Origin of the sequence: Shewanella piezotolerans WP3, from assembly GCF_000014885.1 — a bacterium.
Taxonomy (GTDB): Bacteria; Pseudomonadota; Gammaproteobacteria; order Enterobacterales; family Shewanellaceae; genus Shewanella; species Shewanella piezotolerans.
In genome coordinates this window covers 1,557,670-1,573,951 of record NC_011566.1, presented here as the reverse complement: position 1 = coordinate 1,573,951, position 16,282 = coordinate 1,557,670, and the positions used below count along the sequence as shown (strand labels likewise).

The 16,282-nt window shown below is 45.0% G+C and carries 15 protein-coding genes; all 15 read right to left on the bottom strand.

Features of this window, described 5'->3' with window-relative positions; genetic code table 11:
• Positions 1 to 50: 50 nt before the first annotated feature.
• The 15 genes from fliL to SWP_RS06720 all read right to left on the bottom strand — a co-directional run bounded on the left by fliL (position 51) and on the right by SWP_RS06720 (position 16,024).
• Positions 51 to 569, bottom strand: coding sequence for a flagellar basal body-associated protein FliL (fliL, locus tag SWP_RS06790; protein WP_020911689.1), 519 nt, complete (start codon positions 567 to 569; stop codon positions 51 to 53).
• 93 nt (positions 570 to 662) lie between these two features.
• Entirely contained in the window at positions 663 to 2,231 is a 1,569-nt protein-coding gene (locus tag SWP_RS06785) for a flagellar hook-length control protein FliK (protein ID WP_020911688.1), read from the bottom strand.
• Positions 2,232 to 2,389: 158 nt separating this feature from the next.
• Complete coding sequence (gene fliJ, locus SWP_RS06780) at positions 2,390 to 2,836, bottom strand: flagellar export protein FliJ (RefSeq protein ID WP_020911687.1); 447 nt, start codon at positions 2,834 to 2,836, stop codon at positions 2,390 to 2,392.
• Positions 2,837 to 2,866: 30 nt separating this feature from the next.
• The gene (gene fliI, locus SWP_RS06775; protein ID WP_020911686.1) at positions 2,867 to 4,207 is read right to left on the bottom strand and encodes a flagellar protein export ATPase FliI; all 1,341 of its coding nucleotides are present in this window, start codon (positions 4,205 to 4,207) and stop codon (positions 2,867 to 2,869) included.
• A complete protein-coding gene (gene fliH / locus SWP_RS06770; RefSeq protein ID WP_020911685.1) occupies positions 4,176 to 5,132 on the bottom strand; it encodes a flagellar assembly protein FliH in 957 nt (318 codons plus the stop codon). The genes fliI and fliH overlap by 32 nt, the downstream gene beginning before the upstream one ends.
• Positions 5,132 to 6,187, bottom strand: coding sequence for a flagellar motor switch protein FliG (gene fliG, locus SWP_RS06765; RefSeq protein WP_044555738.1), 1,056 nt, complete (start codon positions 6,185 to 6,187; stop codon positions 5,132 to 5,134). The genes fliH and fliG overlap by 1 nt, the downstream gene beginning before the upstream one ends.
• The gene (gene fliF / locus SWP_RS06760) at positions 6,177 to 7,874 is read right to left on the bottom strand and encodes a flagellar basal-body MS-ring/collar protein FliF (protein ID WP_044556318.1); all 1,698 of its coding nucleotides are present in this window, start codon (positions 7,872 to 7,874) and stop codon (positions 6,177 to 6,179) included. Before fliF ends, fliG begins: the two co-directional genes overlap by 11 nt.
• 34 nt (positions 7,875 to 7,908) lie before the next feature.
• Positions 7,909 to 8,241, bottom strand: a complete 333-nt coding sequence (gene fliE / locus SWP_RS06755) for a flagellar hook-basal body complex protein FliE (RefSeq protein WP_020911682.1) — start codon at positions 8,239 to 8,241, stop codon at positions 7,909 to 7,911.
• A gap of 307 nt (positions 8,242 to 8,548) precedes the next feature.
• On the bottom strand, positions 8,549 to 9,904 hold the full coding sequence (locus SWP_RS06750; RefSeq protein WP_020911681.1) for a sigma-54-dependent transcriptional regulator: 1,356 nt from the start codon (positions 9,902 to 9,904) through the stop codon (positions 8,549 to 8,551).
• Between the two features lie 3 nt (positions 9,905 to 9,907).
• Positions 9,908 to 10,987 carry a sensor histidine kinase gene (locus SWP_RS06745; RefSeq protein ID WP_020911680.1) on the bottom strand — a complete coding sequence of 360 codons (1,080 nt, stop codon included), beginning with the start codon at positions 10,985 to 10,987 and terminating at the stop codon, positions 9,908 to 9,910.
• A gap of 435 nt (positions 10,988 to 11,422) precedes the next feature.
• On the bottom strand, positions 11,423 to 12,856 hold the full coding sequence (locus SWP_RS06740; protein WP_020911679.1) for a sigma-54 dependent transcriptional regulator: 1,434 nt from the start codon (positions 12,854 to 12,856) through the stop codon (positions 11,423 to 11,425).
• Positions 12,857 to 13,143: 287 nt separating this feature from the next.
• Complete coding sequence (gene fliS, locus SWP_RS06735) at positions 13,144 to 13,545, bottom strand: flagellar export chaperone FliS (protein ID WP_020911678.1); 402 nt, start codon at positions 13,543 to 13,545, stop codon at positions 13,144 to 13,146.
• 6 nt (positions 13,546 to 13,551) lie between these two features.
• Complete coding sequence (locus tag SWP_RS06730; protein WP_020911677.1) at positions 13,552 to 13,905, bottom strand: hypothetical protein; 354 nt, start codon at positions 13,903 to 13,905, stop codon at positions 13,552 to 13,554.
• Positions 13,906 to 14,112: 207 nt separating this feature from the next.
• Complete coding sequence (fliD, locus tag SWP_RS06725; protein WP_020911676.1) at positions 14,113 to 15,474, bottom strand: flagellar filament capping protein FliD; 1,362 nt, start codon at positions 15,472 to 15,474, stop codon at positions 14,113 to 14,115.
• A 97-nt stretch (positions 15,475 to 15,571) separates the two neighbouring features.
• Complete coding sequence (locus SWP_RS06720; RefSeq protein ID WP_020911675.1) at positions 15,572 to 16,024, bottom strand: flagellar protein FlaG; 453 nt, start codon at positions 16,022 to 16,024, stop codon at positions 15,572 to 15,574.
• Positions 16,025 to 16,282: the final 258 nt, after the last annotated feature.

Genomic DNA, 16,282 nt, shown 5'->3' with positions numbered 1-16,282 from the left:
TGCCTTTGCCTATATAAAAACGTTTGGTTTACAAAAAGAGCCGTGCAAATTTACTGCATTACAAAGCCGGTAAATAATACTTTTTCAACGACTTTACGACCAATAATTGGCTGCAGAGTATTTTGTACATTAAGCAATGCTAAAAGTCTCAGTTCATCTTTGCCCGCTAAGGTACTGAGTTTCTGGACATCTGCGCCACTAAAGGTGGTCAATAACGCATCTTCAATTAATGGAATGTGCTTTTTAATCAATACATCATCATCTTTACCGCGGACCATCAACTGTACTTTGATTTCAACAAGTCGAGTGCGGCCGTTGCCGGGTAAATTAAACAGAAAAGGACGTGGCATTGCAGCGTAAAAAGCTTCTCTTTTATCTGATGCTTTCACTTCAGCGACGGCTTCTCCACCGCTATTTTCTGCAGCCGTTTCATCGCCACTTAATAGCAACCAAAGGGTCGCTGCGATGATAACAATAAGTACAGCGGCGATGCTGCCAAATAGAATTAACTTTTTCTTACTTTTCGGCTCGTCACTGACTTCGAGCTCTAATGATTCTTCTTCTGCCATCTGCTTTCCCTAACTGGACTTCTATGCGCTTGCTTTACTCGATCAATCTCCCAAGTTAAGCCAAGTCTTTAACTTGTGCTATAGGTTACCTGCTTATGCGTAATAATCTATACCTGAAGCAGAAGTTGTTGCCTGATTTGCGCTAACAATCAACTCTTCTGCTGAAATTTCATCCATTTCACTGTGACTATTACCTTGGCCGTCTCTATCACCTTGGAATGATTGGTCATTACCTCGGTCACCTTGTGATACTTGACCATCGGTTAATTGCATACCTTGCTCGGCTAACATTTCACGTAATCTTGGCATTGCTTGTTCAACGAGATCTCGAGTTTGATGCTGGCTCACCTGGAACTGCACTTGAGTCGAATCTCCCTGAACTTGGATCCGTACCATCATACTGCCAAGCTCTGCAGGATCGAGTCTGATCTCTGCCTGTTGCACACCTTGACTGACCATGGTCATCAGCTGTTGCTTCATTACTGGGGAAAATCGTTGGATCATCTCCTGCATTTGAGTAGCTTGATCAGCATGTTGTTTCAGCGCTAATTGTATCTGCTGTGGTTCTACACGAGTTAAACTCTGCTGAATTTGTAAATTATGGGCTTGCAGGCCAGATACTGTCTTAATATCTTGGGTAGACAGTTCTTCATTGCCACTAGCAAGGTTTGCCTCCAACCCCATTTGAATAGGCGTGAGCCTCACTGATAGCTCTGCGCCTTTAAGCTGTTCTGCGGCCGAATTATTGGCATTATTAGCCAATTTGCCATTTTTACTATTTCCTATCTCAGCGTTTTTTGACGCGCCTTCGCTTAGATTAACGGTTGCAGTGCCAGATTGAATAGCCCCTTCTTTGCCTAAAATATCTCGAGTCTCAGCACTGCTCTTTGCAGCAACGGGTTGCTGCACTGTCCCATCTGAAACGGCGCCATGAGTAAATGGCTTAGCCTCGCTTATCGTGCTATTACGTTTTGCTTCCGCTTCACCGCTATGAGTGTCAACTTTCTGAGGTGAGATCTTTAGCTCATCAGCGTTATCCATTGCAGGTGCATTAGGCGCTGGTGCAATCGCATACTGCGCTAACAGCGCACCATCGGCATCTAGAATCTTACTTTGCGCGAGTAATGCCTTAAGTTCAGTTTCAGGCATTTCATTCAAGGCTTTCTCGGATATGCCGCTGTGTAAGCTTAATGCTTGCATGATCTCATCGGTCAATTCAGTATCTTCAGCTGACTCACTATCGTCAGCTTTGGTTTCGTCAATAGCACCGCTCAAGATGGAAAGCTCATCGGTTAGCTCATCACTTGACGGCAAACCTTCGCCGTCAGCGGCAATTGACGGATCATCAGCGCTGCTTGAAAAGTTATTGGCGAGATTTATTTGCGCGAAAACCTGACTGACATCATCACTCTTCTTCGTGGTCTCAGTGTTATCGCTGTCTTCTATATCTCTGCGCTGCTGTTTATCCGAGGAAACTTCCGATAACACAGCTTCGCCATCGACTCTACCTTGCTCAGCAGTAGCCCCCTCTTGGCTCGCTTTTTCAAGTGCCGCAGAGAAGTTATCACCTTCAACGCTCTGCTGTGGATTGCCGTTAGCAACCACCTTTTTTGAGCTGGCGCCATCGGCACTACTGAGTAATATATTGGTCATCTGCTGCATAACTTCTCCGTCAGCGTCCCCATAAAAGCAAAAATAGACAATCAGCTTTGGTAATTGGCGTCAAAATATCGGCTTGTAAGCTCACTTTAATTACCTAATATCTAATTAAAAGCAATTATGATGCCAACAGAGTTGTCCAATATAACAGAGGGTAAAAACTAGCGGCGGGACTTTCGGTAGAACTGCTGCGAAGCGAACTCATCAACCATCTTTTGCTCTTTACGCTGTTCTGCAAGTTGCGCTTTTTCGGCCTTATTCGCCAACAACAATTCTACCGCTTTACGCTTTTGCTGTTTCTCTTGCCAATGAGTTAGTCGATGTTGCTGCTGAGTGTTTGCTTCCTGAACAGAGTTAACTTGTTGCACGATAGCATCATCGACTTGACGCACAAATTGATGAAACTGATGGTAATAACTTGCACTGATATTCTTACCTTGTTGCTGCTCCATCTGCTTCATGTAATCTAAACGATAGTCTTGCAACGCCTTTAACTGACTTTGTCTGCGCTGTAACTCTAACTGAGCTGCACGAAGTTGCAGGGATGCTTGCTCCTCTGCCTCTTGGTTTAATTTAAGAACGGTAAAAAGTGGGTCAGCTTTGGCCATTTATCTATTACTCATTGATTATGCTCAATGCTAAACCTGACACTGCGCACCCAACTGGCTCAACATAAGCGTGCTACTGTCAAAGGTAATAGCATCTTTCATGGTTTGGCGTAAAAATGCATTCATAGCGGGTTGTAGGCGAATTGCATTATCAATTCGAGGGTCGCTACCTTGGGTATAAGCACCAATAGAGATAAGGTCTTTGTTCTGCTGATAAAGCGAATAAACCTGCTTTACTCGGCGCATCGCCTCTAAGTGCTCTGTCGTTATCACCATAGGCGCGACACGACTAATGGACGCCTCGATATCTATCGCAGGATAATGACCTGAATCTGCCAGCGAACGGGAAAGAACGATATGGCCGTCAAGGATCGCTCTTGATGCATCGGCGATAGGATCTTGTAGATCATCCCCCTCTGTCAGCACGGTGTAAAATGCGGTAATCGAGCCCTGCTTGCCGCCACCGTTGCCAGCACGTTCCACAAGCTTCGGTAGTTTAGCGAATACTGAAGGCGGATAACCTTTAGTGGCTGGCGGTTCCCCGACCGCCAAAGCTATCTCTCGCTGCGCCTGAGCATAACGAGTTAAGCTGTCCATAAGTAATAGTACGCTATAGCCCATGTCACGAAAATACTCGGCAATTCGAGTCGAGGTTTCACAAGCACGAAGTCGCATCAGTGGTGAGGTATCAGCCGGAGCTGCGACAACCACAGAGCGCGCGCGGCCTTCAGGGCCTAAAATCTCTTCAATAAACTCTTTGACTTCACGGCCACGCTCTCCTACTAACCCTACCACAATAATGTCGGCGGTAGTGCCTCGGGTCATCATGCCTAACAGTACACTTTTACCCACACCAGAACCGGCAAATAAACCCATTCGCTGACCTTTGCCTACGGTCAGCATTGAGTTAATGGCGCGCACCCCCACATCGAGCGGTTCACTAATGGCACGTCTTGCTAAAGGGTTTATTGCAGGAGCATGAGTCGGTGCTTTTTGGTCCGTTTGCAAATTGCCTAAACCATCAATCGGCAGGCCACTGCCATCAAGCACTCGACCTAATAATGCCAGTCCGACGCTTAAGCCTGACTGCTGCCCGAGCGGCGTAACTTTAGCACCGGGCAGTACGCCGCTAAGCTCTTCAATTGGCATTAAGTACAACAGCTCATCATCAAAACCAATCACTTCTGCCACAAGCTCACCAGACATGGTTTCTATCGAGCAAAGACTGCCGACTGAAGCCCGGCAACCGGTAGCCTCTAGCGTTAAGCCCACCACACGAACGAGTTGACCGCTGGCTTCGGCCACAAAAGGATTCACCTTACTATGGTGCTGCGCAAGTTTACTGCGCAGTCGGTGTTGGCGTGTTGGCATGTTCACCTTCGGCGGCAGGGGCGGATTCTTGAGGTTGAGGCTCTGTCTCCATTGCAGGAGCCGAATTAGACTCTGCGCTCTCAACAGCAACTTGCTTACTTGCTCTTTGATTAAGCAGCGCTTCCTCTTGCTGCTCTTTTTGCTGTAATAGATCTTGCTGAGTTTTTTCTAACTCAAAAAAGACATGTTGAATTCGTGTATCGACGGTCATATCGATATGGCTGCGCCCGCTACTTATAATACAGTCACCAGCGGATAAGCTTGGATCGGCTTCGATATCCCAGCGGTTTTTTTCTAATTGCGCTGCACTATAGAGCCCGCTAATCAATGCTTCGTCATCAGGCGTCACTCTGATGTTCACTTGCTGCAGTTTAATCGGCAGCGAATCGACACCTTGGCGTAGCGCACTTAATATATGTTCAGGGTGGGTTTTAAGCTCGTGGCCGATAACGGCTTTTGCCAGGCTCATGGAGGTTAATAGTAGCTCTTTCTCAATTTCAGTATCGAGTATGCTCAAAGGTTGCTCAAATTGTTCAAGTAAGGCTTCAAAACGTTGTAGTATCTCACCAGCAGCTTGCAAACCAGCCTCATGCCCCTGCTCTTTCCCCTGTTCAAAACCTTCGCTATGCCCCTGCTCTAGCCCTGCTAAACGGCCTTTTTCGAGCCCTTCGGCATGACCCGCCTCTTGTCCTTGGACAAATCCTTCTCGCTCAGCATCGGCGCGGATATCTTCAATCTCGGTCAATGTCGGCGGTAAAATAGCGTCAGCTTCGCCACCATCCTCAATGTCGATACTGGAGCCATGTCGACCAAACATATTGAGTGATGAAGTATCTACTGCTTGGCTAATATCGGGCAAATCCCAGTGACCAAACTCATCGGTGGTATTAACCGTCGCCCCTTTAGGCTCTTTTGAGTCAGCCATTATAAGAACTCTTCACCACTGCCACCGCCGAGCATTAGCTCACCGCTTTCGCTTAGACGACGTGCAATCGATAGGATCTCTTTTTGCGCCACTTCAACTTCGCTGATCCTTATTGGTCCCATCGCTTCTAAATCATCACGCAGCAATTCCGCCGCACGTTTAGACATGTTGCCAAGGAGTTTCTCTTTGAGTTGATCGTCTGTACCTTTTAGGGCTTTCATTAGAACATCTTGCTGCACTTCTCGAAGCAGTACTTGAATGCCCATGTCGTCGACATCACTTAAGTTCTCAAACACGAACATAAGATCTTGGATCTGCTGCGCCATCTCTTCATCAGATTCTCGCATCGTTTCCATAAGATGGCTTTCAACGCCAGTATCAAGATAATTCATAATATTTGCAGCCGCTTTAAGGCCGCCCATCTTCGCCGCCTGCGCGCCACCTTGGCCGGCAAACTGTTTCTCCATGATATCGTTGAGCTCTTGTAGTGCTGCAGGCTGCACCTCTTCAAGGTTAGCGATTCGCATCATGAGATCTAAGCGAGTATTTTCAGGGAATTGAGCAAAGATTTCTGCCGCCTGATCAGGTTCCAAGTATGACAAAACAATAGTTTGGATCTGTGGATGTTCGTTTTGAATGATAGTTGCCACTTGTCGGGCATCCATCCACTTCAGGGAGTCGAGACCTTTAGCCCCACTGCCCATTATGATCTGTTCAATCAAGTTGCCCGCTTTGTCTTCGCCTAACGCAGCGGTTAAAGCCTTACGGACGAACTCTTCGCTATTGAAACCGATAGATGAATACTTTTGGATATCGTCTAAAAATAGTTTATGTACACCAATGACCTTTTCCTGGCCAAAGTCCTGCATTGCCGCCATTGCCATACCGACCTTCTGCACCTGCTTAGGTTCAAGGTGCTTCAATATAGAAGCGGCATCACTCTCACTTAGGCTCAACAACAATATGGCCGTTTTTTCGATACCATTTAAATCTTCTGGCTTAAACCCTGGTGCAGGTGTTACTGCTTGCCCCTCTACGGGAGTATTATTTGTCATCTTCAATTAACCAATTTTTCACGACTTGAGTCGATAGTTCAGGTTCATTCGCAACAATCGCGCGGATGGCTTTAATCATGTCATCATCTTTATGCAAGTCAGGAATTAAAATCGACCCGTCATCGGCATAGCTGTATTCAGCTTCTGGGCGCTCCAACATGCCTAATGTATCGGCAGCATATTGGTCTTCAATCTCAGCCAGTTCATCGCCCATCTTTGGCTCTTCTGGCAGTTTGGCACTATCAGGGTAAACAATACGCTTTAGCATTGGACTGATGATAAACATCACTATCGCTAGCGCAACTAAGGTACCTAAGCCTAATTTGACTGCACGCCAAAACCAAGGTTGTTCCCACATTTCAGGCGCTGGCGCATCTTCTATTAACTGATCCATAAACGGCACAGTAACGACTTCAATCATATCACCGCGTTGGGTGTTAAAACCAACAGCACCTTCGAGTAAACGGCGAATGTTCGCCAGCTCTTGCTCAGTGCGTGGGACGCGTGAAACACTGCCGTCTTCAGCAGCGGGGGCATTTTTGAAGTCAACTGCGACAGAAACACTGACACGTCTTAATGTGCCTATTTGCTGACGAGTGTGGCTGATAGTGGTATCAAGCTCAAAGTTACGCGTGGCTTCTTTATGACTGCTACCACTGCTAACAGACGTTGTTTCGGTACCCACCTCTTGTGGAATATCGGAATTCATCGGCGGCTGATTAGACAATGCGCCAGGGATCCCACCAGTGGTACCGCCATTAGAGTTGTTCTCTACAACCATCTCACTGCGCAACGCCGGTAAGTCGGGATTGTAACGCTTAGCCGTTTGCTCTACGGCCGTAAAATCCATACTAACGTCAACTTGCGAGGTAAAGTTTTCAGGCCCTAGAATCGGCATCAAAATTGACTCTACCTTGTTACGGTATTCAGATTCTTTTTGTTGAACAATTTCAAGCTCACGACGAGCAATCGCTGACACGCCATCTTGGCTTCCTGAATTAAGAAGGCGACCATTTGAATCGGTAACAGTCACTTTATTCGGCTCTAGATTGTGAACCGCAGATGCAACGATATCGACTATCGAATCCACCTCTTCTTGACCAAGGCCACCACGGCGAGTATTAACAACCACGGTTGCGCTTGGCTTAGAGCGATTTCGAGCAAAGACATTTTCTTTTGGCAGGGCTAAGATAACTTTGGCGCGGCTAACACTTTTAAGCTCTTCAATAGCGCGAGCAAGGTTTTGTTCTTGGCTATGCTTAAGGCGAGCCTGTTCCATTCGCTGGCTAACACCGAATCCACTGTCTTTACTTAAGTAGTCATCATTGGCAGCGGCTTGATCTAAACCAGCACGGCTTAGCATCATCTTCACATCTTGATACTTATCTTCAGGGACTTTTACCACATCACCTTGGATCTGGTATTTGATTTTATTTTTATCGAGTTCATCGAGTACTTGAACCATCTCTTGGGTGCTCATTTGCCCCAAGGGTCGATATTCAGGCTCTTGCGCCCAAATCATCACAAAAACGGCTAATGCTAAACAGATAGCCAAGGCTAATATCATGGTCACTTGGCGTAACATGTCGATATTGCCAATCGATCCCATCACACCTGGCTTATGCTCCTCTTGAACACCACCAGACTGCCCACCGGCAGCGACATTTGAACCTGTTCCTACGACCATTTCTGTACTCACGATTGCTACCTGCAGTTAAGGCCTAAACAGGCATACTCATAATGTCTTTATAAGCTTCTACGAGCTTATTTCTTACTTGTACGGTTGCTTCAAAAGCAACGCTAGATTTTTCACGCGCGATAACGGTATCAGATAATGTCACTGTGGTATCGCCCATATCAAGGCGAGTGGCCAAATTAGATGCATTTGACTGAAGTTCGCTCACATTTCCAACAGCTTGAGAGAGCAGTTGACCAAAATCAGCACCAGAAGTGTTGTTCACTTGACGGGCAACACTTGTTTGAGCGCCTTGAGTGCCTATTTGACCGTTAAGTGACTGCATCTCTTGCAGTAAAGAATTAGCGCCGATTTGCATAACTATCTCCCAATGTCGTTTTCTTGACGAAAATCTTAATTGAATTAGATAAAGCAGAAATCGTGCCAGTATGTAGAAAGGTGATAATTAGGTTTGAAGTAGTGGATTGAGCTTCAAGCCATAACGGCAAAGCAAAGCGACGGCATAAATGTCTACCTACGTTAACAGCAGCGACTCATTATGGAGAAAGCAACAGTAAAATCTGACACTTTTACTGTTACTACTCTTTGCTAGCACGGCTGAGAACACAATCTAACCTTGAAATAGCAGGCAGCGTATTAGTTACCCAATGCGTCCTTGTCAGCGCTTAAGCCGGTATTTCAATCCCGGAATCACGCATTTTGGCCATTTTATAGCGCAATGTGCGCGCGCTGATCCCCAGCTTTTCTGCAACCTCTTTACGGCTACCGTTACACTGGCTAAGCGTCTCCAAAATGATTACATGTTCTTGGGCTTTAAGTTCATTCCCTAAACCGTCAAGCTCATTGCTCTTAGCCTCCTCTTCTACCGAGTTTACCTCCGCGGCTAAAGAGATATCGCACGAATCGATAATAATATCAGCAATGGTGATTGCATTCCCTACACTTAAAATAAGTGCTCGCTGCACCACATTATCAAGCTCGCGCACATTACCAGGCCAGCGGTGTGTCAATAATCGGCGTGATGCGCATTCTGCCAATTCAGGCACTTCCGTTTTATTCATCGCCATTGCATGGCGACTAATTAAGTGCCTTGCCAAAGGTAGAATGTCAGCAGGACGCTGATTCAGTGCTGGCCACGTAAGAGGGAAAACATTTATTCGATAGTAAAGATCTTCTCTAAATTCACCAGCCTCCGCCAGCGCTTTTAGATCTCGGTTAGAGGTTGCTAGCACTCGGACATTCAGCTTAATGGTTTTGCGCCCGCCTAGACGCTCAACTTCGCGCTCTTGAAGCACGCGCAATAGCTTAGCTTGCAGACCCAATTCCATTTCTGAAATTTCATCCAGCAGTAATGTGCCTCCTTGAGCTTGTTCAAATTTTCCAGGGCAAGCTTGGTATGCCCCTGTAAAGGCCCCTTTTTCATAACCAAACAGTGTTGCTTCTAGCATGTTCTCGGGTATTGCTGCGCAGTTTATTGCAACAAATGGTTCAGCAGAGCGGTGACTATGCTGATGTATGTAACGCGCAAGCACCTCTTTACCGCTGCCACTTGGGCCCATTATCATCACAGAGGCATCAGATACCGCAACTCGCTGCGCTAAAGATAACAGTGCCAGGCTCTTTTCATCGGCCACAACAGGGCTGCCTTCAATAGATTTTTCAGGGAGGTAACGTGATACTTGATTAAGCAGCACTTCTGGCGAAAAAGGTTTAGCTAAATAATCTACTGCGCCCAGTTTCATGGCATTGACGGCGTTATCAATGGTCGCGTAAGCCGTCATCAATAACATCGGCACTTTAGGATGGTGCTGCTGCAGGTAATTGAGTAAACCAAGGCCACCAATTCCTTCCATTTGCACATCGCTTATCACCATGTCAAAGCTGTCGTTTTTAAGCGCTAAAATGCCCGCTTCAGCCGACTCTACATCAACGCAATCATATTGGGCTAACATCAAGGTATCTAACAATGCTTCTCTTAATGATGCGTCATCTTCAACTAACAGTAATTTTCCTTCAGACATGCTCTATGCTCCAACTACTGTATCAGTGATAACTTGGGATTTCGCCAGTGGGAATTTAAGTGCAGCAGTGCAGCCTTTACCTACATGGCAGCTAAACTGCATCATGCCACCATGGTTATTAACGACAGATTGCACAACAGCCAAGCCAAGCCCTGTGCCTTGCGCTTTAGTGGTAAAGAAGGGTTCTAGCACCTGTTGCTGCATGTCGCTATCCAATCCTTTACCATTATCAATGACGTCAATATGCAGGGCTGTTGCAGTATCGTAGGTCTTGATTACGATCTTAGTCGCGCCCGCTTCAATACTGTTGACCACTAAATTGTTAATCGCAGAACTTAACGCAGAATCATTGGCACGAATACACTGTGTCGCATGATTAATAAAATCGAGCTGGCAGCTTTTTTGTGCCGCTATTGGCTGGCAATTATTCAGTACGCTATCAATAACATCTTCGATATTAACCACCACATCTAACTCTTGTTGACGACCTTTCGCCATCAATAGCATGTCATTAACTTGATGCTCTAGCTCGTTGAGCCTATCAACCAACTTCCCTTGAAAGCGCTGTCTGGCGCTATCTGAAATCTTCGGACTGGCGAGATTTGATGCATACAACAATGCTGCGCTCAGTGGCGTGCGAACTTGGTGAGCCAGCGTTGCCACCATTTTTCCTAAAGCCGATAGCCTTTGCAGATGAGACAAGTTCTTTTGTAGTAAACGAGTCTCTGTCAGATCGGTTAGTACAATCAGTTGACCGGGCTCAGGCGTTAACGGTGTGATCGCAAGTTTTACCCGTCGGCCATTGCGCAGTGATACTTCATGGCCATCATCATCTTTCGGTGAGAAGGCTTGATTGATCACTTTAAACCAGCGCAGTCCTTCTAACGGCCCCCCTAGCAGCTCCGTCGCAACGGGATTTGCATCTGTTACAATTCCGTCGCCATTAATGATCACTACGCCTGACGGCATCGCCTGCAGAATATGCTCCATACGGTTGGACATATTCGCGGCTTGCTGAACATCGACCAGTTGTGGGCGATTGCTAGCAAGCGGATCAAAGTTTGGCTGAGGAACTGCGGACATAAGGACTCCGTCAAAAAACTGTATATGACGGAGTTAAAGCAGGTTTTGTGCCACTTTATTAACAGAGGCTAGATGGCTTATTCAGTCAGCATTTATGCCGTCAGGTTAGGTACTTGTTTTGTAGGTCGGCATTTATGCCGTCAGATTGCTGGTCGATTGTAATCATTGATGGGCTAAAGCCCAACCTACAGGCCATAAAGTTATGACGCTGCTATCTTTTGTAGGTCGACATTTATGCCGTCAGATTGCTCTTTTCTCGTTTTTACGTTAAGCGAAGCGTTCCGTATGGCTGTAGGCCGTGCGTCTAAGGCTTTACCGTCTTTGCTAATGCCTAGCGCTTAATACCTACGTTCCTTAAGAACTACACAAAATGAGTGCAAAAAAATGCGACACCAGAAGCGTCGCATTTTTTCTACAGAAAGTATGAGTGGAAGGCTAATCTTTACCTAAACCGTACTTACGCATCTTCTCAACTAGAGTTGTGCGGCGGATACCAAGCATTTCAGCAGCACGAGCAACTACGTTATCTTGTTGATCTAATGCTTGTCTGATCATGTCAATTTCAAGTTCTGCAAGCAGATCTTTTAAGTTTACACCTTCAGGCGGCAGTTCACTTGGGAAGCGAGACTCAGGGATATCAATTGGCTCTTCATCATTAAAGATAGAAGCCAAAGCATCACGCTCTAATTGCTCTTCACTTATCTCAACGCAATATTCAGGCACATCAATATGACGATACTTAATTGGTAAGTCATTAACGTCTACCAATCCACCAGGATACAAAATGGTTAAGCGCTCGACTAGATTAGATAGCTCGCGAACATTGCCAGACCAAGCATGCTCTTTAAGCGACTCTATCGCTCTTTGAGTAAAGCGAACACGTCCACGACCTTCGTTATAGACACGGCTAACAAGTTCTTGCAGCAGTAATGGAATATCTTCTTTGCGTTCACACAAAGCAGGCATTTCAATTGGGAATACATTCAAACGGTAGTAGAGGTCTTCTCTAAAGTCGCCCTCTTCGATCATGCTTTCAAGGTTACGATGGGTTGCAGCTACCACGCGAACGTCTGCAGCAATAGACTTACTGCCGCCAACACGTTCAAACATACGCTCTTGCAATACACGTAACAGCTTAACCTGCATTTGCAATGGCATATCACCTATTTCATCAAGAAACAGCGTGCCTTTTTCTGCGAGCTCAAAGCGACCTTTACGGGCACTAATCGCGCCAGTGAAAGAGCCTTTTTCATGGCCGAATAGCTCACTCTCAAGTAACTCTGGCGGAATTGCACCACAGTTAACCGGAATAAAAGGACCGTCACGACGCTCTGAAATATAGTGGATATTACGCGCAACAACCTCTTTACCAGTGCCTGATTGCCCTAGTACTAATACAGTGGCGTCGGAGCTGGCAACCTGACTAATGAGGTGACGCACGTTGGCTACGCCCTCACTGCGCCCCACAAGACTGCGAAACAGTTTCGTTTGATTGGCACTAGTCGGCACATCAGCTCGTTTCACTTGACCATAGACTTGGCAGAAGTGAAGAAGCTCTGTGAGCTGCGGATAATTAAGTGGTTCTTCGATACAGCCAAGAATATTAGACGCCTTAACGTCTGCAACTTCTCCCAACAGCAAAAATGGCTGCCAAGGAAGCGCTCCAGCTAAAGACTGGATAAGTTCTTTTGATTGATTTTCAGCAGGTAAAACAATCGCACGAAAGCGCGTTTGTTTAGTATGCAACTCAAGTTTATCGAAACCGATCAACTCGACTTGCTCACCTAAAAATTCAAATACACAAGACAAGCGATTAATTCGCTCTGACTGGTTACCGACAAGTAGAATTCGTTGATCTGTTTGCATCATTCCGAAGGCCGTTAGGCTTATATGTATCAGCGCATTAATTATTAGTGTTCGTTGCTTATTTCAAGCCAGTAGCTTCTATCAAAGAAACCTTATCAAATTCACTACCAGATTGAATAGTGTATTATCAGCTCGCCATTAGCAAGCCTCTGATGAATATTATGAGAAACCGAAACGTTTTTGCTCAAAAACTCATCAACCACTAGTTTCGCGATGCCAAGATTTTGACGAGTGTCAAAAAGGAGTGTAGCTACACTCCTTTTTAGCCTTTATAAACAAAGACACTCTTATTAGCTTTCAGACGATAGCTCATGAAGCTCAGTCGGAATAGCATCCCAAGCTTCTTTAATGACACGTAAAATATCTGTCGCATCATCAATTGCTTGTACATCGTTATTAATGTTTGCATCAGAGATTTTTTGCAACATGAAGTCATAAAGAGCACTTAGGTTATTCGCAACATCTCCTTCAGCGTCCATATTAAGGCTGCTATTGAGTCCTGCAACAATGCTAACGGCTTTGCCTAAACTCACACCTTTAAGCTCCAAGTTGTTCTGCTCAATGGCATAACGCCCTTGTGCTAAACGCTCTAAAGCGCCAGAAAACATCATTTGAATCACTTTATGGGGTGAAGCAACTGCAATACTGCTATCAAGAGAAACTTTACGATATGATTGAAGCGAACCTCTCATAAATACCTACCTATTTGAATCTATTGTTTTATATAAATTAGTTTGGCGTTTACCTTTGCGCATTCCGCGTAATAAGGCTTCGCGATCAGCTAATACTTTTTTGGCTCGATGTTCAAATTCTGTGGTCTTGTCTGCCTGTTGTTGCAGGTAGATTCGATCTTCAAATTGACTATCGGTCACTAGCTGACCAATCAAAATTTGACGCGCACTAATCACATCCTGCAATTTAAGTACCAGAGTGTCGCTTTCGTCATCTTCAAATTGAATTTTTTCTAGGTTGTCGAGTAGTTCCGTCATTGCGCTGTCAACCGCAGCTAACTGTTCAATAACCTCAATTACTGGGATAAGTGGTGTATTCATAGGGTGTTCACTTCAATAGTTTCTCGTCATGACGACTGACTTTAACGCTAGATTGGAGTTCGGGCAAAGTATTGTGTGTCGCTAACAACTTTCATCTGTAAATATCACTAAACAGGTCAACGTCCGTCTCTGCCACTTCTGTTAAGGCATACTATTGCCATCCATAAACGACAACAATTAAATCATCTGATAACTGTTAGCTTAATGCTATTTTTTTGGAACCACACCTGGTAATGAAGCCAGCCGACTAGTTAAGTCTGCGGACTGCGCGCTTAAGTTTGCTACCACCAAATCCATAGCATTGAACTGTTTTAACAGCCTTGCCTCATAAGAAACCATTTTACGAGTCAATTGTTCACGGCTGTCAGTAATACGCGAAATTTGGTTATCTAAGGTTTCATCACGGCTATCAATAGTACCGCCAGTTTGGACATAGGTTTCCACTAAGCCATCGAGCCTTGCAGCAAGACCTGTGTCCTCGGTGCTAAACATATCTTTGATTTGTGTCATATCGTTTTCAAGGGCGCTATTGAGAATTTTGTCATCAATTTCTAACGTCCCTTGTTGAGTAGTTTTAACCCCAATATTGGCTAGCATTGTTGAGCCATCTTCAGAATCATAACTACTCGAGAGCACACCTCGAAGTTGGCTTTGAATACTGCGGATCATTGAATCACCCTGCAAAATCCCAGCTTTCTTAGTGTCAGCATCATAACCTGACATGTTGGAAATCGTATCCATTAACTCATTATAAGACTCAACAAAACCCTCGACACTGCTTTTCACTGCGTCTGAATCAGCAGAAACTGTTAACTGAGTGCTTTTACTTAAGTCGGCGTCAGTTAAAGTAATACTGACCCCAGTAATTACGTTATCGACCGTATTGCTGCTTGAAGTTACTTTTAGCCCATCAACATAAAGCACAGCATCTTTTGCAGCGCTAAGTTCAGTCATAGTAAAAGTGTCGGCCAATCCCGTACCACCATCGGTGTCAGTTGCGGTCACCGTTATTTGTTTATCAATACCTGTTTTATCCGATGTCATCACTAATTGTGGGCCGTTATCACCATTAATAATGGTCGCAGTAACGCCAACATTGTCTTCAGCATCGTTGATTTTTTGCATCACAGTTTCTAGTGAATCACCAGTTTCTACCGCAACAGTGAAGTCCTCTCCATCTACACCGAAAACTAATGTTCCCTCACCTAGAGCTGCCGTGGCATCAACCACTGGCGCAGAGCCAAGTTTTTGACTCTCTGCTAACTGTTCAACTTCAACTTTATAGCTACCAGGAACCGCTTTCTCATCTGCGGTTGCACTTATGAAGCCACTGTTAGAGAGCTTCACTTTACGAGCGATAAAGGTATCTGGGTCAGTTAATTTCTCTAAGCTATCTTGAAATTCGGTTAAAGCACTTTTAAGTGCCCCCATGGCAGATATTTCGGCATTTAACTTACCTTCATCGGCATCGAACTTGGCAACTTTGGGCGCACTCTCAGCTTGCACTAACGCAGATACAATGCCATTAATGTCCATTCCTGAACCAATACCAACTGATGTTAAACCCATAACAACCTCAATACTTAATTACTAAAAAGTCCCAGTTAAAGAACCATAACAGAAAACCTGCAGCAACAGATTTGAGCTCAATCACTCTCTATCTACTTTATACTTCAGTAGACATCAATAAGCCATCCATCTCAGCCATTTTCTCATGCAATTTAATGGCCAACTCTAACGCTTCTTCGTTAGGGATCTGCCTGATCAATTCACCAGTGTCTATATCTAGAACACTGACCACTTGAGTTCCAAGAGAGTCGTCAATTTTAAAAGTAAGCCCTTTACGTAACATAGCCATCATATCAGACAGCTTCTCAGCAACCTCTTCCATCTCTTCAGGCGATTCAGCCGCTTTTTCCTCTTGTATCTTCTCTTGTGCTAACTCTTCTGATAGTTGCTCTTGCGCATTGACCGTATTGCCATCTTGTATTTTATTGACGGTCTCAGTTCTTGCGAGAGCATTAGCTGACCCCTTATCTTGGTTCACTAACCCATTCTGATTTATATTTGTATCGACGACTGTTGGAGCAACATTGTTGCTGGTTAAATTCAGTTCCATTTTCACCACACCTTAGTTTCATGATTATAAGGACTATCAATAGCTAAAATCACCATTGCTGGCAGTAAATGCTCCTCATAAACAAACTATTTTATACATTTCCCTTAAGGAGGTATTAATACAAATGAGCAAGTTTTTAGCGAATTATAACCACAAAGGGAGAGTCGTTGCCGACTCCCCCTTTAATCAATTAGCCAAATAAATTCAGCTCTTCTATCAACATAAGGTCAAACCTTATTTTCGACTTCAGTGACTACT